This window comes from Robiginitalea insularis (genome assembly GCF_052497835.1).
The window spans coordinates 47,916-67,760 of record NZ_CP199296.1 but is presented as its reverse complement, the minus strand read 5'-3'; the positions used below and the strand labels follow the sequence as shown (position 1 = coordinate 67,760).

Sequence of the window (19,845 nt, the reverse complement as noted above, 5' to 3'; positions counted from 1 at the left end):
ATCGGGGAAAGGCTTTTTTTAATTCGTCAATTTTGGATTACCATTCCGTATGGAAGGTGCCTTCCCGGTCCAGGCGTTCGTAGGTATGTGAGCCAAAATAATCGCGTTGTGCCTGTACCAGGTTCATAGGTAAACGACCGTCTGTATAGGAATCAAAATAAGAAAGGGTACTGCTCAGTGCCGGCATGGGTACTCCTGAAGTTGCAGCCAGTGCCACCAGTTGCCTTACAGACGGTACAGCTTTCTGCAGTTCCCCTATAAAATGTTCTGAGAGGATTAAGTTTGGAAGCCCGGGTTCTTTTTCAAAAGCATTTGCAATATCCTCCAGCATCCCCGCACGGATAATGCAACCAGCCCTCCAGATCCTCGATACGACAGCCAGGTTCAGCTGGTATCCGTATTCCCGTGAGGCTTCCGCTAATTGGTGGAGCCCCTGGGCATAGGTGATGACAAAAGCGAAGTACAGGGAAGCTTCACACATATCCACCAATTCCGCCGCGTCTTTTTTTTGAATTGTCGGACGGGAATAAAGTGAGTCTGCTTTCAGTCGCTCCTGTTTAAGGGCTGAAATGGCCCGCATACTTACGGCAATATCAATAGTAGGTACCGGGATTCCGAGGTCCATGGCATTCTGGGAGGTCCATTTGCCCGTTCCTTTTTGTTTTCCCTTGTCCAGGATCTGGTCCAGGAGCCTTCCACTTCCCAATTCGTCCTCCTTTTGAAAGATTTCAGAGCTGATTTCCACCAGGAAAGACTGCAGCCGGCCCTGGTTCCAACGGTTATAGGTCTCGGCCAGCTGATCATTCGAAAAGCCTCCTATCCTTTGCAGCAGGTCATAGAACTCAGCCGTAAGCTGCATTAGGCCATATTCGATGCCATTGTGCACCATTTTTACATAATTCCCGGCCGATTTGGGCCCCAGATAAGCCACACAGGGAGCGCCTTTGTATTTGGCTGCTACGGCCTCAAATACCGGCTGAATTTCCTTGTAGGCCTCCGTGGAACCACCCGGCATGATGCTCGGGCCTTTACGGGCTCCCTCGGCGCCACCAGATACCCCGGCCCCGAAGAAATTTATTTTCTTTTCCCTCAGATAGGCCTCGCGGCGGTCGGTGTCCTCAAAGAATGAATTACCACCGTCTACAATTATATCCCCTTCGGAGATATGTGCCAGCAGCTGCTCAATAACTTTGTCTACAATGGGCCCGGCCGGCACCAATAACATGATTTTTCTGGGGAGTGAAAGGCTATCCACAAACTCCTTCAGATTAGTGGTGGCATTCACCTGCTCCGGATTGCCACCCTCTTCCCTGAGGGCATTTACCTGGTCCTGGCTGAGGTCGTATCCGATGGCTTTAAAGCCGTTATCTGCAACGTTCAGTATAAAGTTTCGGCCCATTACTCCCAGGCCAATCAGTCCAAAGTCAAATGTGGTTTTGCTGTGCATATAAATGATTTTTTAATCGCCGGATGACATGATCCGCTGATTTTTACACTCCCCAAATTAGCAGTATATTCGTCAGTGCCTGTCAAAAATAGGGTAAATTATTTATTTGATATCCGCTTTGGGTACAGCTGCCGTTTAACGCACTTATAAACCGCCACATTATGAGTAAAACACCCAATCAATTGCTGATTATTTTCGGTGCTTCCGGAGATTTAACGGAACGCAAACTGATCCCGGCCCTTTTCAGCCTTTTCAAAGGCAGGCATTTGCCACAGCACTTTGCCGTTTTGGGTGTGAGCCGCAGCGACAGTACAGATGAGGCCTTTCGTAAGCGCCTGGCTCTGGAAAACCCGCATATTGAATCTTCAGAAGGGCAGCAGCAACTTAGAAAGGAGTTTTCAGGTAAATTATTTTACCACGACCTGGGTAATTCTTACGATGGGGATTATTCAGGCCTTAAAGACAGGATCCGGGATTTAAATGTTTCTGAAAAGACGGACGGAAACTATATCTTTTATCTCTCCACACCCCCCAAATTGTATGAAACCATTTCCAAAAACCTGCATTCGGTTGGGCTGACCTCGGAAAAGGACGGCTGGAAAAGACTGATTGTTGAGAAACCCTTCGGCTACGACCTCAAAAGTGCAAAAGAACTGAATCACAGCCTTCAGAAATATTTTCAGGAAAAGCAGATATACAGGATTGATCATTATCTCGGGAAGGAAACCGTTCAGAACCTGCTGGTTACGCGCTTTGCCAACAGCATATTTGAACCTTTGTGGAACCGCAATTATATCCGGCATATAGAAATAACCAACGCAGAAAGTGTAGGAGTCGGCAAACGGGGTGGCTATTATGACAGTTCCGGAGCTTTAAGGGATATGTTTCAGAACCATCTCTTACAGATTATTTCTTTGGTGGTTATGGAGCCCCCGATCGGGCCGGAGCCAGAAGAGATACGAAATGAGAAGGTCAAGGCCCTCAAATCACTCAGGATCATGAAAGATGATCATGAATTGTACAACAATACCATCCGGGGGCAATATCTGGCAGGAACGTATAATGGGGAAGCCGTAAAGGGGTATCGTGAAGAGGAAGGGGTAGACCCCAATTCCACCACGGAGACTTATGCAGCCATTAAATTTTATGTAGACAACTGGCGCTGGGCCGATGTGCCGTTTTACGTTCGCACCGCCAAAAGGATGCCCACCAAGGTAACCGAAGTAGTGATTCATTTCAAAACGCCCCACCATCAGATCTTTAAAGATGCAGGGATGGATAATAAAGACAATAAATTGATTATCAGGATACAGCCTAACGAAGGGATTTTGGTAAAATTCGGGGTAAAGGTCCCTGGTCAGGGTTTTCAGGTAGAGCGCGCCAACCTGGACTTTTACTACTCAGACCTGAATGACGTAAAGGTAATGCAGGCATATGAACGCCTCTTACTCGACGCCATGCAGGGAGATGCTACCCTTTATGCACGGGCCGATGAGGTAGAAGCAGCCTGGGAGTTTGTAGACCCTATTCTCAATTACTGGCAAAACGGGAAGGATGTAGTTACCTACGGGTATTCTGCAGGGATGTGGGGACCAAAGAATGCGGACGACCTCATTGAAGGTGCTTTCGGATGGAGGAACCCGGGGGAGCACCTGGCAGACGATCCGGGCTTTTGTGTAATCTCTTAAATTATAGCATGCAAAAACAGGTATATAAAGATAACATGGCTGTGGCCGAAGCCCTGGCAGAAAAACTGCTCAGCCTCAGTAAGGACAGTAGCTTCCGGACCATTGCCTTATCCGGGGGCAGTACCCCTAAAGTCCTTTTTGATTTACTGGCAAAAGCATACGGGCAAAAAATGCCCTGGCAGCAACTGGAATGGTATTGGGGGGACGAGCGCTGTGTGCCACCTGAAGATTCCGAAAGCAATTACGGGATGACCCGTTCCCTGCTTTTGGAGAAGGTCCCTGTTCCTGAAGGGAATGTCCATAGGGTCAGGGGGGAGGATCCTCCCGAAAAAGAGGCCATTCGGTATGCGGCTGAGCTTCGGAGACGTCTGCATGCTAAAGAAGGCTTACCTTGTTTTGATCTGGTTATTCTGGGAATGGGTGATGATGGGCATACTGCCTCCATATTTCCCCACCAGATGGAGCTCTGGGATTCACCCGCCCTGTGTGAGGTGGCCACACATCCCGAAAGCGGGCAAAAGCGCATCAGCCTGACTGGAAAGGTTATCAACAATGCCGCCCTGGTTATTTTTCTGGTTACCGGGAAATCCAAGGCCGGGCCGGTTGCTGAGATTTTGAAAAAGGAAGGAAAATACAAGTCCTATCCCGCCTCACGGGTAAATCCCACAGATGGGAAGCTTATCTGGATGCTGGATGAAGAGGCTGCCTCCGGACTTTAGTCAGAGGGGCATTACAATTCCAGTTCTGCGTTGCTTTCGGTCTCTCCGGCTCTTTTGAGCAGGGAATCCGGGATGGACTTCTTGGCCTTGGCACCCATTTTTTTGAGCTTTTCAATACTGGTGATAATGTTGCCCCGGCCTTCGACCAGCTTATTCATGGCTCCCCGGTATTCTGTTTTGGCTTCATCCATTTTCTTGCCAACTTTGGTGAGGTCCCCCACAAAGCCTTCAAATTTATCGTAAAGCGCCCCGGCCTGCCTGGCGATCTCTATCGCATTGCGCCTTTGTTTTTCATTGCTCCACATACTGTCGATAGTTCTGAGCGTGGCCAAAAGGGTAGAGGGCGTCACTATTACAATATTGCGTTCAAAGGCCTTGTTATAGAGCGCATTGTCATAATTAATGGCGATGGAAAAGGCAGTTTCTATAGGGACAAACATCAAAACAAAGTCCGGGCTTTCCATTTCGTATAAATCTTCGTATTTCTTGGCGGAAAGCTGTTCAACATGCCGCTTAAGAGAATTCACATGCTCCTTCAGGAAGCCTTCGCGCCCTTCTTCCTCTGCGTTTACATAGCGTTCGTAATCGGTCAGGGATACCTTTGAATCCACAACCATTTTGTTGCCATTGGGCAGGTGTATGATCACATCGGGCATTACCCGGCTTCCATCCTCCCTTTGAAAACTCTGCTGTACCGAATACTCCCGGTCCTTTTCCAGACCGGATTTTTCCAGGACCCTTTCCAAAACCAATTCCCCCCAGTTCCCCTGCATTTTGCTGTCTCCTTTTAAGGCCCGCGTCAGGTTTTCGGCTTCCTGGGTGATTTTCAGGTTCTGGTTCTGCAAATTGGAAAGCTGTTCTTTGAGCACCTGGTGAATGCCGTAATTTTCCTTTCTGGTTTCTTCAACCTTTTTCTCAAAAAGCTGGATTTTTTCTTGCAGGGGCTGCAGAATATTTCGGATATTTTTTTGGTTTTGCTCCGTGAATTTGACACTTTTCTCGTCCAGGATCTTATTGGCCAGATTTTCGAATTCCTTTCCAAAGGTTTCCTGCAACTCCGCCACTTCCTTTTTTTGCTCCACCAGTTTCTCCCGGAGTTGTTCCACTTCCGAATCACGGCGGACCAGGTCCTGGCCAAGCTGCTCCTTATGATCTTGCAGCTCCTCTAATTTTTCACGACTACGGCTTAGTTCCTCCTCGAGGACACGGATATTTTTTTCGGATTGCGCTTCCCTTTCCAGCAGCGCACTTTGAAGAGATTGTTGTTTCAGCCGCATGATGTAGGTTCCGATAAGGGCTCCTATCCCTAAAAAAATCAGGCCAAATAACAGGTAAGTCCAAAGTTCATTCATAAGATGGAAAGCTTTTGGTAAAGATAGCAAGATGCCTGAAAAATAAATACAGGGGCACCTATTACTTATTAACTCTGAACGAACCGGAAGCCCGGTCGAACCGAATGGTTTGCTCCGGAAATAATTGCTCAAACCGACCGGTTTCGATCAGCTGGCAGGGCTGCCCAAAAAAGGCCTGGCCCTGATGCAGGATAAGCATATAGTCGCACAGCTGTATGGCGAGATCGATTTCATGGGTCGAAAACAGAATCGTTTTATTTCTTTTATGCGCTATCTCGCCGAGGAGTTTAAGGATTTTTACTTTGTGGTAGAGGTCCAGGTGGGTGGTGGGTTCGTCCAGTACCATCAGGGGTGTATCCTGAGCCAGTGCGCGGGCAATTAGCACCCGTTGTAACTGTCCGTCACTTAAAGTATGGCAGGGCTGATTGGCAATATGATTCAGTTCCATTTGTTCAAGGGCCCCCTCAATATGGTCGTGGTCTTCCCTCCGGAGCTTACCCAACCAGTTCGTATACGGATACCGTCCCAGGCGTACCAGTTCGGAGACTGTCAGGTTTCCCGAAGCCGGGGGGTCTGTCAACACCACGCTGAGTAATTGTGCCCTTTTTTCTGGTTTTAACCGGTCCAGACCGATTCCCCGCAGGAGAACGCTTCCCTTTAAGGGCGGATGCATTCCCGAAAGGCAGCGCAACAGGGTGGATTTGCCGATACCATTGGCACCTACCACTGCAGTAAGGCTTCCGGAAGGAAGGCTGAAATGAATCCCGGAGGCAAGGACGAGGGGTTCCAAACGAGATTTATATCCAATGGACAGGTCACTTACTTCAAGCTCGTTTTCGGACTGGGCAACAGACATTTTCTGGCTTTCAGGCTACGGTATTCATGCGAAAGTAACGGCTGTAAAAGGAATTTCCTAATAAGGGGTAATTAAAAAATCATACGGTTTTTACGAAGCAAAAGCCAGATCACTACAGGCGCGCCCACTATGGAGGTGATCGCATTGATGGGCAGAACATAAGAAGAAAAAGGCAGCTGGGCCACAGTATCGCAGACCAGCATCAGGATGGCCCCGTAGACCAGCACGCCCGGGATCAGCAGCCGGTGATCCGAAGTTCCCAGCAATTGCCGGGTAAGATGGGGTACAGCTAGCCCGATAAAGGCAATAGGCCCGGCAAAGGCCGTTATGCCACCGGCCAGAATTCCGGTTGCAAGGATAATCCAGCGTCGGACACGACTAACCGAAATCCCCAGGCTGTGAGCATATTTTTCCCCCAGTAGAAAAGCGTTGAGAGCCTTGGACAGGGCGAGGCTCAGCAGTATGCCAGACAAACACATCAACCCGAGGATACCGAGTTGCGACCAGCTGAGGTTCCCCATACTGCCAAAAGACCAGAATATAAATTGCTGTAACTGCTCTGCGCTGGAGAAATAAGAGAGGACAGTGACCAGGGCAGCGGTAATACTACCAAACATCAGCCCCACAATCAACAGCGCCATGGCATCCTTCAGGCGGACCGATACCAAAAGCACCACCAGTAAAACCAGGAAGCTCCCCAGACTGCTTGCCACTGCAATGGACGCATCAGAGAGTGCCAGGGTGGCACCCACAGGTCCGAGCAGGGCTGCACCCAGAATCAGCAAAGCTGCGCCCAGGCTTGCCCCGGAACTGATCCCCAGCACAAAGGGTCCGGCCAGGGGGTTGCGGAAAAGGGTTTGCATCAGAAGCCCGCTAAGGGAAAGCCCCGCCCCAACAAGAATAGCGGTAAGGGATTTCGGCAGCCGATAGTTTCTGATGATATACCCCCAGTTTTCGTTTTGCAGTTCCGAACCGATCAGGCTTTTAAAGGTCTCTCCAAAAGGGATGGCCACAGAGCCCAGTCCGATGTTCAGGAAAAATACTGCCGCCAGCAGTAGCAGCAGCAAGGAAAATTTCACGCTATATGTAGCTGAAAATGAATTCATTGAAGGGGTTTGTAAAATACGGGTTCGTATTCAGGTATCAGGCCCGGATGCAGGAAATAAATCAAATCCTTTAGAATCAGGTCCGGGCGGTTGGGGCCCAATTCAAAATACAAAAGCCCGGAACCCGCCCCCCGTGTTGCGGCATAGGTGTAAACCTGCTTTTCTTTAAATGCCTTAAACCGCTCATAATGCACATCAGCCTCCTGCATAGCCTGGTAGGTGGTGAATTCCGAAGGCGATATCCAGTAGTCGGCTGAACTCCCTTTTTCAAGAACACTTTCCAGGCTGAGGGACAGACTTCCTGTTTCAGTGTTGTCTGCCCATATATAGGTAGCATTGGCATCTTCGAGAAATTTGGCGGCCCAGCTTCCGCCCCCCGGAAGGTACCAGATATCCCTGTAAAGGGCCCCGCTGATGACGGAAGGACGGTTTTTGGCAGAGGCAGCCAGTTCCCGGGCCGCCACGTAATCGGTTTCAATTTGTGTGAAAATTTCTTCTGCCTCTTCCCATTGGTCGAAGAGCAGTCCGAAGAACTTAATCCACTCTGCCTTCCCCAGCGGGTTTTGCTCCATCCAGTCCCCGTTCAATGCCAGGGGGATACCCGAATTTTCTAATGTCAGATAGGCCTCCGGAATACCCGTAACCCCGAAGCCCACAACCAGTTCTGGCTGCAGATTCAACACCATTTCTGTGTTGAGGCGGTCGTTTGCCCCCAGTTCTTTTACCTTCCCGGCGGCAATCCGGCTTCTGGTTTGTTCTGAGGAGATATAGTCCAAACCTGGAAAACCAACCAGGCTTGGGATCTGCTTCAAAGATTCCAGGGCAGGAATATGAGTAGTGGAGGTGAGCACAATGCTGCTTACAGGAGTACCGATAATGGCATCATAGGCATCCCGGTCAAAGCTCGAATAGGATAGCTGCTCTTTGGGAACCAGTAAATAGGTGTAGTTCTTTTCGGCCTGAGGCCAGGGACTTAAAACGGTCAGGGTAATCCTCCCGGCGGCATCTCTTTCGGCGCGGAAACCGCTGGCATGTCTCACTGATAAGGGATTTAGCCCATCCGCTGAAGTTTTTGAAGACTGAGCCGGCTGATCCCTGCAACCCAGGCAACACAAGACTATTATAAAAAAACCCGGAAGTACTTTCATCCCTGCATCTTAAGCCTTCAAAAATACTTTTAAAATATCAGCGGGCAAAGCATACAGATTTTGAATACCTTTATGCCGAATAATGGTTGCACTATACTTTATCGAGTATGGGGCATTAAAAGGGAATCTGGTGTGAATCCGGAACTGTTCCCGCAACTGTAAGCTTTGTTTCCTTTAAGGGAAATGCCTGTTGCCCGCTACAAAACCACTGTCCGCAGAATTTGCAGGATGGGAAGGTTGGCCACAGGACGCAAGTCAGGAGACCTGCCGTATTCAAACGTAAGAAGTTAAACTTTCGGGAAAAAAGTTTATACGCTGTCATACGCCAGGCGTATTCCCGTGTTACAAACACATTTATGAAAATCAAGCAGTTATTGGCTGCCGTGGCACTCCTTATGGGGATTTTGGTCCGCGCGCAACAAACCCAGGACTCTGTACCGGTCCAGCAATTGGAAGGGGTGGTAGTGAGCGACAGTCGTTTCCCGCTGGAGCGAGGGCAAAGTGGAAAGACGGTTATCAGCCTCCAAAGGGATTATCTCGATCAGTTTCCAGGGGTCAGTGTAGCCCGTATCCTCAACAATCAAAGCGGTTTCGAGATTTCAGGAAGCAGAGGACGCCCGGGCGAGGTTTTAGGGGTTTTTGCACGTGGGGGACGGGGTCGTCAGGTCCTGGTTCTGATAGATGGAATCCGGGTTTCAGACCCCTCTTCCTTTTCACAGGAATATGACTTACGGCTTTTAAATGCCGATGCGGTAGAGTCTATCGAAATAGTAAAGGGGGCTTCTTCCGTTTTGTACGGCACCAATGCTGCAACAGCTGTTATTAACATTAAAACCAGAAAGGCAGGTAAGAAGTCGTTTGAAGTCCTTGCGGGAACTACTTTCGGAACTCAGAATACCTCTGAGGAATCGGATTTGGATTTAGGCAATTTTACTCAGAACGCGCTGCTGAGTGGAAGCCTGCAGGGATTTGATTACCGATTGAGCTTTTCCAATAGTTTTTCCAATGGCCTCTCGTCCCTCGCAGACACTGCCGGGGAACCGGACCCGAATACGAACTCCAGTGCAGACCTGAACCTGGGATTTGAAATATTCGGAAAAAATGAAATTCGTGTTTTTGCCAATCAAACCCGTTTGCGGTCTGCCTATGACGATTCCTTTCTGCAACAGGATGCACCCTATTTGTTTGTGACGGATCAGGAGCGTTTGGGACTGTCTTACATCCGTAAAGGGACTTTTGGGAGTATTGAGGCCAAAACGGCCTATACCGTTTTCGATTCAGAGAACCGCTCCAATTTCCCATCTCTTTTTAAAGGAAATAACTGGTTTGGAGATATTGCCTTAAAAAGGACGTTTGGAGCTAATTTCCAGGCCCTGGCCGGATTGATGTATGTGGAAGACCGGGCCGAACTGGAGCAGGATAAACGTTTTAGTTTGTTAGATCCGTATCTCAATTTGGTCTGGACAAGTCCTGGTGGGTTTAACCTGAATACAGGGGCTCGGCTAAACCTGCATTCGGAATACGGCTCTCAGGCAGTATATACGATCAACCCTTCTTTTATCCAAAAATACGGGTACGGTTCACTCAAGTTACTGGCCTCCTGGGCCACAGCCTATATTACGCCCAGTCTTACCCAACTCTTTGGTGCCTTTGGGGCCAACCCGGATCTGCAGCCAGAGACCAACCGGACCTTTGAAATCGGATTGGAGAGCCAGTGGGTCAAAGGCCCCAGGCTGAGCCTGTTGTTCTTTGACCGGGAGGAAGACCAGACCGTACTTTTTGACAATAATGCCTTCCTGTATTTCAATGCGGCCAACCCTATTTCAGTGCAGGGGCTGGAGACGGAACTGCAATGGGGGCTAAGTGCGCATTTGCAGCTGAGCGCAAATTACACCTATACCGAGCGAAAGGGAGATAATGCCATACGCATTCCGAAACATAAGGCGAATGTATTACTGTCGGCGGAAGTTGCTCAGGGTTCAAACCTCACTGTGGAATACAGCTATACCGGGAAGCGTCGGGATACTGATTTTGCAACTGCAGCCAATGTGGAATTACAGGCTTTTTCACTGCTGGGGCTGCGCTTTTCACAGCAGCTTGTAAAAGAGCGTTTGCGCGCGAACCTGGCCCTAACAAATATCCTGAACGAATCCTATACCGAGGTACTGGGGTTTACGACCCCCGGCCGAAACCTGGCCCTGGGGTTACAATTTAAGTTATGACAAAAAAACCTCCCGACAGGGAGGCTTTTTTTATTGTTTTGGAATTTCCGGTAGCTGAATCTCGCGGTCCAGCAGCATAATGTCCCGCATGGGTTTGGCGATTCTCGAAGAATAAACCGGATTGGCCGGCCGCATCACCTCAAACGACCGCTTTCCAGAAATGCCTGTAATTTCTGAAAGGGCACGTGCCAGCAAGGGTTCATTGACATCTCCCAGTACCCCCATATTCTCGAGGTCTTCTGACTGGGAGATATCCGGAGGCAGCCCGGCGGTATAATCTGAAAATCCGGCTGCGTTTTCGTTTCGCCCCAGTATAAGTTGTATAGCCCAGGGGTTGTCCGGGTTGATATTTCCTTCCCTGCTGGGGGTATATACAAAGGGTGCTCCGCTTCTGTCCTCATCATCTACCATGGTCAGAGAGAATTCATTTTTTCCACGGGTGGTCCGGCCTATGGTGATGACTTCCATATACGGGTCCAGGCAGTTGATCAGCAGCTCACTGGCCGAGGCGCTGAAACCGGTTGTGATTATATAAACCCTGTTCAGGTTCAGGGTATTCAGACTGGTCCCGGCTCCGGTTTGGTTCGCAAAATATTGTTCCAGGGCGTTGGGATTGCCGGAAGTAAAGGCCTCTTCTATTTTAGGATTCCAGCGTTCCCTCAGGTACAGATCATTGGTGTTGGTACCGTAGATCATACTGGCCAGCAGGCGGGAAGTGTTTACGGAACCACCCGGATTATAGCGCAAGTCTATTACGAGGTCCGTTATCCCGTCTGCAAGAAAATTACCAAAAGCGGCATTCAATTCTTCGTCGTATTCATTCAGGAAACGGTTGTACATCAGGTATCCGATTTTCTGACCGTTCACATCCAGGGTAGTGACTACATGAAGTGGATCTTCCTGGAAATTCTCTTCCTTGGTAAGGGTAATTTCCGTACCATTGGGAGTAAGGGTCCCATTTACAAGATCAGCCATGGTGAGCGTATAGGTGGCGTTCTGGCCGAAAAGCAGGTCGCGGTAATTGGCCCCGGTAATATTCTGCCCGTCTACGGCGGTGAAGAGATCCCCGCGTTGTATGCTGGTGGTGGCGGCATTGGAGCCCGGCAATACATAAATTACATAGCCAAAGCCCGGGTCGGACCCGTCAAAAGTGTTGTTTCCATTGGCATCGTTATAGCTAATCTTAAACTCCATCCCATTGTTCTGCTCAATTCCGCCCAGGCTATTGGTGAGCTCTTTATAATCAGCACTGTAATAGGTGAAGCGGTCTTCGGCAAAACGAAGCTGGTTGTCAAAAAAAGCACCGGGATCTGCCTCCGAGTCCAGGAATTCTAAATATTCTTCAAAATCGTTTGTTAAGCGTTCGTCTGCCAGGTTGGGGACCTCTGCCTGCCAGAAATACCAGAGGTTGGAAGAGCGCCACATAAAGTTTTGCGTTACAACATCTTCAAGGACCACAGAAGGACCATTCGGATCCAGGCCATCGTCGTTTTTGCTGCAGCCCGCTATAACCAGGCCAGCAAAGAGGATAAGATACTTTTTCATTGCATTTTTTATAAAACTTTCACCAAAGATCATTCCAGGCCTTTGCAGAGGGGAACTATTTCGGCAAAAGTGGTGAATATCAGCCTTTTCAGGACAATATTTCTTAGTTTTATATGCCCTAAAATAGGGACAAACCAAGGAAAAAAAAATTTTTTGTAACAAAATTCGATTAGTGTCGTCTTGCTTGTGTAACCCATTAAGAAAAGGTGACTACAACGACCCAACCTATTGTAATGACGCAGACTGAGTTCTTAGAAACCGTGATGCCTTTTAAAGATAAGTTATACCGTCTGGCAAAGCGGCTGTTGATTTCCTCAGAGGAGGCAGAGGATGCTACCCAGGAAATCCTGATGAAACTCTGGGCAGGGAAAAAGCGGATGCAAACCTATAAGAATGTAGAGGCATTTGCCATGACAATGACTAAAAATTTCTGCCTGGACCGATTGAAGTCAAAACAATCGGGCAACCTGAAACTAGTCCACAGTAATTATGCAGATGGCCAGGCCTCCCTGCAGAAACAACTGGAAGCAAGGGACAGCGTAAATTGGGTGGAGAGAATTATGGATGAGTTGCCGGAGCAGCAGCGAATGATTTTACAGCTCCGTGACGTAGAGTCCTATGAATACGAAGAGATTGAAAAATTACTGGATATGAAACCTACAGCAGTACGTGTAAACTTATCCAGGGCCCGAAAAGCCGTTAGAGAAAAACTTTTAGAAAAACATCGCCATGGAATTGGATAGAATTGAAAAATTAATGGAGAAGTACTTTGAGGCCACCACTACGGTAGCCGAGGAGGAAAAACTGAAGGAGTATTTTACCAAAGAGGGGGTAGCCCCGCACCTGGAACAATACAAACCGATGTTTGCCTTCTTCTCCGAAGCCAGGACCGAACAGTTTAACAGGCAGGTTCCATTAAAAACCAGAAGGAGTTATTACCAGTGGATATCCATTGCAGCGGTAGCCGTTCTGATGCTTGGCTTATATTTTGGTAAGCAGGTTCACGACCAGCGGGAAGCGGAGTACGCTTACCAGGAAACGCGGAAGGCCTTTGGCCTGATTGCACAAAATTTAGACCGGGGAACCGAAAAGGTTGCCTATCTGAATGAATTTGAAGAAACAAAACAAAAAATTTACAAAAACAATTAAAAAACGAAAACGATGAAAAAACTAGTAGCTATTGCATTATTGCTGATTACTCCCCTGTTGGGAAGCGCCCAGTCCATTTTTGACAAATACGAGGATATGGATGAGGTGAGTTCAGTGATAGTAAATAAAAATATGTTCGATCTGCTGATCAAGATGGATGTGGATGTGGACGACCCCGAGGCTAAAGAGTTTATGGAAATAGCCAAGAGCCTGAGCGGAGTAAAGGTCTTCATTACTGAAGATAAAGGTGTGTCTGCAGATATGAAGTCTACAGTGGACCGCTACCTGAAATCAGCCTCCCTGGAGGAACTGATGCGGGTTAAGGACAAGGATGCCAATGTGAAGTTCTACGTGCGAAATGGCAAGGATGCCGACCACGTCAGTGAATTGCTGATGTTCGTAACCGGAATCAAGAACGTGGATATGGAAGTGAATGACCGTAAGATCGAAACCGTATTATTGACCCTTACCGGGGATATTGATCTTACTAAAATTGGTTCGCTCACCAAAAAAATGAATCTGCCTTCCGAATTGAATAAGGCGGAGAAGAAGAAATCCAAGTAAAACAAATTAGCCAGTAATGATGGGGTAGGGTATCCTGCCCCATTTTTGGCATTTAAACCAACATCGATGAAAAGTACATACCGTTTAACAGTACTCTTTGGCAGTTTTGCCATCATACTGCTGGCCCTTAGCTGTTCCAGTACCCAGAGCCTCCAGGAATACTATGTGGATAATGCGGAAAACCCGAATTTCCGATCGCTTGACGTACCGGCTAATATTCTCAAACTGGATCAAATGGATTTAAGCGAGCAGGAACAGAAAGCCCTTGGCTCTTTTCGCAAGTTTAACATCCTGGCTTTTATGAAGACCCCTGAAAATGAAGCGGCCTTCCAGGAAGAAAGTTCAAAGGTAAAGGCAATCCTGAAACAATCCGATTACAAAGAGCTTATGAAACTGAATTCCAAATATGGGAAAGGAGTGATCAAATACCTGGGCGAGGGGGATGCCATTGATGAGGTGATCATTTACGGGAACAGCAGTGAAAATGGATTTGCGCTGATCCGTGTCCTGGGAAAGGATATGAACCCGGCTTATATTGTACAACTCATACAGAGTATTGAAAGTTCGGACCTTCAGGGAGAAGGCTTTTCGGAGCTTACCGGCCTGCTTAAGGGTTAATTGCAAACAGATTACTTTTCAGATCCCGGAGACCAACTGGTTTTCGGGATTTCTTTTTTTTGTCCGATTGCATTATCTTGACAGCAACGGATAAAACGATCATTCTCTAAATCTGAAAGAATATGGAAGACGCACAGATCTGGATCGAAAAAGGGATTGACTTTATTGTAACCTTCGGCCCCCGGGTAATCGGGGCCATCCTCATCTATATCATCGGTTCCTGGGTCATTAAAAAGTTAATCGGGGGCCTTCGCAAGGTCATGGAAAAAAGCAACTACGAGGAATCCCTGAAACGCTTCCTGATGCGCTTGCTCACATGGGCCCTGCGCATTCTGCTTATCCTGGTGGTTGTGGATCAGCTGGGGGTAGATGTCACTACTTTTGCGGCTGTGATAGCCGCGGCTGGTCTGGCTGTTGGCCTGGCACTGCAGGGGTCGCTTTCAAACTTTGCCGGAGGAGTGCTTATTCTGGTATTTAAACCGTATAAGATAGGAGATCTTATTGAGGCGCAGGGAACAATAGGTACGGTGCGGCTAATCGATATTTTCACCACCAAACTGGCCACTCCTCAGAACAAACTTGCTATTGTCCCGAATGGGGCGATGGCCAATGGCAATATCATTAATTACACAGCCCTGGGACAAATCCGGGTAGACACGGTCATTGGGGTAGATTACGCCTCGGACATCGCCCAGACCAAAAAAGTGCTGATGGAAGTGCTCACCTCAAACCCCAAGGTCCTCAAGGAGCCGGCCCCTACTGTAAATGTGATGGAACTCGCGGATAGTTCTGTAAATTTTGCAGTAAGGCCGTATTGTAAACCCGAAGATTACTGGCAGGTTTATTTTGACACCTATGAAGGCTGTAAACTGGCCCTGGATGCCGCCGGTATTGAGATCCCGTACCCACATCGCGTACAGGTCCAGAAATAAACGATTTCCTTTGAATACCTCTTAAATCCCGGTATATTTAGACGGGCTGATATTTTTGAGTTCCTTTTTGATGTCCTGACTCACGTCCAGGGTATCAATAAACCGGGCGATGGTCTCTCGCGTAATTGCTTCGTTGGTTCGGGTCAGTCCTTTTAGCGCTTCATACGGATTGGGGTAGCCTTCCCGTCTGAGGATGGTTTGTATAGCTTCTGCAACCACGGCCCAGTTCTGCTCCAGGTCAGCAGCAATTTTGTCTGCATTTAAGAGCAATTTACCCAGGCCTTTTAAGGTGGCCTGAAAGGCGATGAGGGTATGGGCAAAGGGAACCCCTATATTCCTCAGCACCGTACTGTCGGTAAGATCTCGCTGCAGCCTGGAAACCGGTAATTTGGCAGCCAGGTGTTCGAACAGGGCATTGGCAATTCCCAGGTTCCCTTCTGAATTTTCAAAGTCAATCGGGTTTACCTTATGAGGCATGGCCGACGAACCCACTTCTCCGGCTTTGATCTGCTGCTTGAAGTAATCCATGGAGATATAGGTCCAGAAATCCCGGTCCAGATCAATCAGGATGGTATTGATGCGTTTGAGGCTGTCAAAAAGGGCTGCCATATGGTCATAATGCTCAATCTGGGTGGTGGGAAAGGAATAATGCAGCCCCAATTGTTTCTCAACAAAACGGCGGCCAAAACCTTTCCAGTCTATTTCCGGATAAGCTATCTGGTGTGCATTGAAGTTTCCTGTTGCCCCTCCAAATTTAGCGGCCATGGGGATTCCCTTAAGGGTGCTCAGTTGTTGCCCGAGCCTCTCAGAAAATACCTGTAATTCCTTTCCGAGTCGGGTGGGGGAGGCCGGCTGACCGTGCGTGCGGGCCAGCATGGGTATATCCTGCCACTCCCCGGATAATTTCTCGATTTTTTCGGTCAGGGAAGTAAATCCCGGCAGGTATTCTTCCTGCAGTACTTCTTTCAGGGAAAGCGGGATGGCTGTATTATTGATGTCTTGCGAAGTGAGCCCGAAATGAATAAATTCCTTAAAGTCCTGCAGGCCCAGCGCATCGAATTGCTGTTTTATAAAATATTCTACAGCCTTCACATCGTGGTTGGTAGTTTTCTCGATGCTTTTAACGGCCTGCGCATCCGCAGGCTTAAAGTTTTTATAGAGTTCCCTGAGGGCTTTAAAATGAGTCGGATCAAAGCCTTTTAATTGCGGCAGCGGCAATTCACAAAGGGCGATAAAATACTCCACCTCCACCCGGATTCTATAGCGGATCAGGGCGGCTTCGGAGAAGTAGTTACTCAGGCCTTCCACCTTGCTGAAATAGCGTCCGTCTATAGGTGAAATTGCCTGTAAATGGGAAGATGCCATAGCATGCTCGTTTTTAGGAAAGTGCAAAGATACTCATATTTGGGCTCTTACCCTATACCCCGTTTTATGTGACCCGACTTTCTGAATTTTTTGATCCGCGCCATAACCTGCCGGGTACGCGCCTGGTAAGCCGGGCTTTCCTGGCTGTAAAAGCGGGCTGTAATAGCTGCCAGTTCGTCGTGAATCCAATGGATTTCTGTTCCGAGCAGAAAGAGGCTCTGCATACTGTAGGCTTTGGGGGCAACCTTGCAGGGGCCGATAAGCCATCCAAAACAGGCTTCGGCAATACGTTGCTTATGAAGCATCGTCAGGGGCGGGGTATAAGGCGGATCAGAGGCTTTGTAACAGGCTTCTGTCAGTAATTCACAAATCTTGGCAAGCGGTCTGATAGAGGATTGTGGGGTAACGCTCATAAGCCCGGAGGTGAAGCGGTCCAGATGTGGATACAATTCCCATAGCTGTTCTTTACATACAAATTCGAGAACCCAGCAGGCGCGACTGCCGGTGGAGTCATTTTCAAGCAGGCAGATTTCCAGCAGTGGTTCGAACCATTCCGGTCGTGCAATTACCTCACGGGCCATCTGTTGACGGCTTTCCCTTAGTGCGCTTACCTTTACCAACCGTTTTTTTAGTTGGGAGACCAAAATTATCACTTAAATTTAAACTCAAAGATCACACGTGAAAGTACTAAAAAAATTCGCCCTCCTATTGCTGATTGTTCTGGTTGGAATGCAGTTTGTGAGGCCGGAAAGAAATATGGATAACTCGGATCATTTGTCACCTTTCCTGACAGAAACCAACCCTCCGGAAAACGTAAAACTTCTTATGAAAACCAGTTGCTTTGATTGCCATAGCAACCACACCGAATATCCCTGGTATAATAACATTGCACCGGTATCCTATTGGTTGGCAGACCATGTGAATGAGGGGAAAAGACATCTGAACTTTTCCGCCTGGCAAGCCTATGATGCCAAAAAGAAAGATCATAAGCTGGAGGAGGTAGTAGAAACGGTAGAGTCAGGGGAGATGCCCTTAAACGAATATACCTGGACGCATGCACGGCTTACCGATACGGAAAGACAGGCTGTAATCGAATGGGCAGAAGCTACCCGCGTACTCTATCGATTAAACGCTCGGCCAGAATAGGGACCCCTTCCGCAGCACGGGCCTTAATAATCTCCAGGGAATCCATGGCGTTTTCCAACAGGGCCGGTCTCGGATCAATTAAATACAGGGGTATGCCGGAAGCTTTGTAGTGTAACAGCCCGGCTGCAGGGTAAACCTGCAGGGAAGTCCCCACTACCATCAGAATATCGGCTTCTGCCGTTAAATGGGCCGCAAACTCCAATTCCGGCACGGCTTCCCCAAACCAAACAATATGCGGCCTTAGCTGGTACCCGGCAGAGCATAGATCGCCCCATACCAGGTCGCCTTCCCAGTTCAGAATTTCCATTTCAGGCCCGGTGCTCCGTGCTTTCAGCAGTTCCCCGTGCAGATGGACCACTTTGCGGCTGCCAGCCCTTTCATGCAGGTCGTCAATGTTTTGTGTAATCACCTGTACATCGAAATATTCCTGCAGGCTGGCAATGGCAATATGCCCCGGGTTGGGCAGTACCTCTTTGAGCTGTCTTCTGCGCTGATTGTAAAACTCAAGCACCAGCTCAGGATTGGCAGCAAAGCCTTCCGGAGAGGCTACTTGCATCACATCATGGCCTTCCCACAGGCCATCGGCATCCCTGAAGGTTTTAATTCCGGAATCGGCGCTCATGCCTGCCCCGCTCAATACTACCAGTTTTTCCATCTGCAGAAGAATGCGTTATTTTAAAGGCTTAAACCAAGCATCAAATTAGTAATTTTAAATCACCTACAACTGACCGGCCACATGTATTCGCCTTCTGACCATAAAATAGAATTGCTGGAATATCTGGAGGGCTTTATCAGTCCTGAACGGAGCAAGCGTTTTGAGCAGATTCTCAAAAAGCGTACACGCTATCTTACAGTGGCCCTGGAAGATGTATTCCAAATGCACAATGCCAGTGCGGTAGTCCGTTCCTGTGATGTATTCGGCCTGCAGGAGGCACATCTGATCGAAAAGCGTTTTGGAAAACGTCTGGATAAAAATATAGCCCTTGGAGCTCAGAAATGGGTAGATATAAGTCGCTACACAGGCCCTGAGGCCTGTTTGGAGACTTTGAAAAACAGGGGTTTCAGCATTGTAGCCACCACCCCTCACGGTGAATGTTATAGCCCTGAGAACATCCCCCTGGACAGACCATTGGCTTTGTTTTTTGGCACTGAAAAAGAAGGCCTGAGCCAGGAAATACTGAGTTGTGCAGATATGCGGTTAAAGATCCCGATGTACGGGTTTAGCGAGAGCCTCAATATTTCGGTGGCAGCGGCCATTATCATTCAGCAGCTCAGCAGCCGGTTGCGGGCTTCTGGTATTCCCTGGGGTTTATCAGAAGACGATATACTGGAAAAGCGCTTAGACTGGACTTGCAAATCCATAAATGGGGTAGACCAAATCATTGAAAGGTACAGCAAGCAGACTTAATTTTTTGTATTTTGTTAAGCCTAACCAATCCATTATAGTACAAATGACTGCTTTGTATATAGTAATCGGAGTACTGGTAATCATAACGGCACTTTATTTAATCGCCCCATCCAAATACGATATTTCAAGGACTATTGAGATCTCAAGGCCTGCTGCTGAGGTCTTCGAATACCTCAAATTCCTGAAAAACCAGGATGAATGGTCTCCATGGGCCCGCAAGGACCCGAATATGAAAAAAGAACTCAAAGGAGAAGACGGCTCGGTGGGAGCCATTAGTTTCTGGGAAGGGAACCGAGAAGTAGGCTCCGGGGAACAGGAGATTACAGCGGTACACCCGGACAGGCGTGTTGAAACGGAACTGCGCTTTCTCAAACCATTCAAATCGGTTTCAGACGCCTATATGGAGGTAGAGGCCCTTGAAAAAGAGAGTACCCAGGTACGATGGGGTTTTACCGGGACCAATGGTTTCCCAATGCGACTTATGATGCTCTTTATGAGTATGGATAAAATGGTAGGGAAGGACTTTGAGGAAGGGCTGTCCAATTTAAAGCGTCAACTCGAAAAGGGTTCGTAAAGATTA

General features: G+C 48.2%; 20 protein-coding genes and 1 riboswitch. Of the genes, 11 read left to right on the top strand and 9 right to left on the bottom strand.

Going from position 1 to position 19,845, the window contains the following annotated elements:
• Positions 1 to 37 precede the first annotated feature (37 nt).
• The gene (gene gndA, locus ACT6NV_RS00355; protein WP_445385301.1) at positions 38 to 1,447 is read right to left on the bottom strand and encodes an NADP-dependent phosphogluconate dehydrogenase; all 1,410 of its coding nucleotides are present in this window, start codon (positions 1,445 to 1,447) and stop codon (positions 38 to 40) included.
• 161 nt (positions 1,448 to 1,608) lie between these two features.
• Between gndA and zwf the strand changes: the two genes are divergently transcribed.
• Together zwf and pgl are read left to right on the top strand one after the other, a co-directional pair.
• Entirely contained in the window at positions 1,609 to 3,135 is a 1,527-nt protein-coding gene (zwf, locus tag ACT6NV_RS00350) for a glucose-6-phosphate dehydrogenase (RefSeq protein WP_445385300.1), read from the top strand.
• An 8-nt stretch (positions 3,136 to 3,143) separates the two neighbouring features.
• The gene (gene pgl / locus ACT6NV_RS00345; protein WP_445385299.1) at positions 3,144 to 3,854 is read left to right on the top strand and encodes a 6-phosphogluconolactonase; all 711 of its coding nucleotides are present in this window, start codon (positions 3,144 to 3,146) and stop codon (positions 3,852 to 3,854) included.
• A gap of 11 nt (positions 3,855 to 3,865) precedes the next feature.
• On the opposite strand, the gene rmuC is transcribed toward pgl, so the two are convergent.
• The 4 genes from rmuC to ACT6NV_RS00325 all read right to left on the bottom strand — a co-directional run bounded on the left by rmuC (position 3,866) and on the right by ACT6NV_RS00325 (position 8,208).
• Complete coding sequence (gene rmuC, locus ACT6NV_RS00340; RefSeq protein ID WP_445385298.1) at positions 3,866 to 5,206, bottom strand: DNA recombination protein RmuC; 1,341 nt, start codon at positions 5,204 to 5,206, stop codon at positions 3,866 to 3,868.
• Positions 5,207 to 5,267: 61 nt separating this feature from the next.
• A complete protein-coding gene (locus ACT6NV_RS00335) occupies positions 5,268 to 6,062 on the bottom strand; it encodes an ABC transporter ATP-binding protein (RefSeq protein ID WP_445385297.1) in 795 nt (264 codons plus the stop codon).
• A gap of 71 nt (positions 6,063 to 6,133) precedes the next feature.
• Complete coding sequence (locus tag ACT6NV_RS00330; RefSeq protein WP_445385296.1) at positions 6,134 to 7,168, bottom strand: iron chelate uptake ABC transporter family permease subunit; 1,035 nt, start codon at positions 7,166 to 7,168, stop codon at positions 6,134 to 6,136.
• Entirely contained in the window at positions 7,165 to 8,208 is a 1,044-nt protein-coding gene (locus ACT6NV_RS00325) for an ABC transporter substrate-binding protein (protein WP_445385295.1), read from the bottom strand. Before ACT6NV_RS00325 ends, ACT6NV_RS00330 begins: the two co-directional genes overlap by 4 nt.
• Before the next feature lie 174 nt (positions 8,209 to 8,382).
• A riboswitch (cobalamin riboswitch) is annotated at positions 8,383 to 8,602 on the top strand.
• 70 nt (positions 8,603 to 8,672) lie between these two features.
• Between ACT6NV_RS00325 and ACT6NV_RS00320 the strand changes: the two genes are divergently transcribed.
• Positions 8,673 to 10,538 (top strand): TonB-dependent receptor plug domain-containing protein, encoded by a 1,866-nt coding sequence (locus ACT6NV_RS00320; protein WP_445385294.1) that lies wholly within the window; start codon positions 8,673 to 8,675, stop codon positions 10,536 to 10,538.
• Positions 10,539 to 10,568: 30 nt separating this feature from the next.
• Here ACT6NV_RS00320 and ACT6NV_RS00315 read toward each other — a convergent pair whose 3' ends face one another.
• Positions 10,569 to 12,083 (bottom strand): S41 family peptidase, encoded by a 1,515-nt coding sequence (locus tag ACT6NV_RS00315; protein ID WP_445385293.1) that lies wholly within the window; start codon positions 12,081 to 12,083, stop codon positions 10,569 to 10,571.
• A gap of 233 nt (positions 12,084 to 12,316) precedes the next feature.
• Here ACT6NV_RS00315 and ACT6NV_RS00310 point away from each other — a divergent pair, with 233 nt between their 5' ends.
• From ACT6NV_RS00310 to ACT6NV_RS00290, 5 genes are all read left to right on the top strand, one after another.
• Positions 12,317 to 12,826: an RNA polymerase sigma factor gene (locus tag ACT6NV_RS00310; protein WP_445385292.1), complete on the top strand. Its 510-nt coding sequence runs from the start codon at positions 12,317 to 12,319 to the stop codon at positions 12,824 to 12,826.
• Complete coding sequence (locus tag ACT6NV_RS00305; protein ID WP_445385291.1) at positions 12,813 to 13,232, top strand: hypothetical protein; 420 nt, start codon at positions 12,813 to 12,815, stop codon at positions 13,230 to 13,232. The genes ACT6NV_RS00310 and ACT6NV_RS00305 overlap by 14 nt, the downstream gene beginning before the upstream one ends.
• A gap of 12 nt (positions 13,233 to 13,244) precedes the next feature.
• Positions 13,245 to 13,796, top strand: coding sequence for a DUF4252 domain-containing protein (locus tag ACT6NV_RS00300; RefSeq protein ID WP_445385290.1), 552 nt, complete (start codon positions 13,245 to 13,247; stop codon positions 13,794 to 13,796).
• Positions 13,797 to 13,862: 66 nt separating this feature from the next.
• Positions 13,863 to 14,414 carry a DUF4252 domain-containing protein gene (locus ACT6NV_RS00295; protein ID WP_445385289.1) on the top strand — a complete coding sequence of 184 codons (552 nt, stop codon included), beginning with the start codon at positions 13,863 to 13,865 and terminating at the stop codon, positions 14,412 to 14,414.
• 122 nt (positions 14,415 to 14,536) lie between these two features.
• Positions 14,537 to 15,346 (top strand): mechanosensitive ion channel family protein, encoded by an 810-nt coding sequence (locus tag ACT6NV_RS00290; RefSeq protein WP_445385288.1) that lies wholly within the window; start codon positions 14,537 to 14,539, stop codon positions 15,344 to 15,346.
• A gap of 21 nt (positions 15,347 to 15,367) precedes the next feature.
• On the opposite strand, the gene purB is transcribed toward ACT6NV_RS00290, so the two are convergent.
• Together purB and ACT6NV_RS00280 are read right to left on the bottom strand one after the other, a co-directional pair.
• A complete protein-coding gene (gene purB, locus ACT6NV_RS00285; protein WP_445385287.1) occupies positions 15,368 to 16,711 on the bottom strand; it encodes an adenylosuccinate lyase in 1,344 nt (447 codons plus the stop codon).
• A 47-nt stretch (positions 16,712 to 16,758) separates the two neighbouring features.
• Complete coding sequence (locus tag ACT6NV_RS00280) at positions 16,759 to 17,292, bottom strand: adenylosuccinate lyase (protein WP_445385286.1); 534 nt, start codon at positions 17,290 to 17,292, stop codon at positions 16,759 to 16,761.
• 97 nt (positions 17,293 to 17,389) lie between these two features.
• On the opposite strand from ACT6NV_RS00280, the gene ACT6NV_RS00275 reads away from it, so the two are divergent.
• Complete coding sequence (locus tag ACT6NV_RS00275; protein WP_445385285.1) at positions 17,390 to 17,857, top strand: heme-binding domain-containing protein; 468 nt, start codon at positions 17,390 to 17,392, stop codon at positions 17,855 to 17,857.
• Here ACT6NV_RS00275 and ACT6NV_RS00270 read toward each other — a convergent pair.
• A complete protein-coding gene (locus ACT6NV_RS00270; protein WP_445385284.1) occupies positions 17,817 to 18,512 on the bottom strand; it encodes an SIR2 family NAD-dependent protein deacylase in 696 nt (231 codons plus the stop codon). The genes ACT6NV_RS00275 and ACT6NV_RS00270 overlap by 41 nt on opposite strands.
• 81 nt (positions 18,513 to 18,593) lie before the next feature.
• On the opposite strand from ACT6NV_RS00270, the gene ACT6NV_RS00265 reads away from it, so the two are divergent.
• On the top strand, positions 18,594 to 19,265 hold the full coding sequence (locus ACT6NV_RS00265; protein WP_445385283.1) for a TrmH family RNA methyltransferase: 672 nt from the start codon (positions 18,594 to 18,596) through the stop codon (positions 19,263 to 19,265).
• A 43-nt stretch (positions 19,266 to 19,308) separates the two neighbouring features.
• Complete coding sequence (locus tag ACT6NV_RS00260) at positions 19,309 to 19,839, top strand: SRPBCC family protein (protein ID WP_445385282.1); 531 nt, start codon at positions 19,309 to 19,311, stop codon at positions 19,837 to 19,839.
• Positions 19,840 to 19,845: the final 6 nt, after the last annotated feature.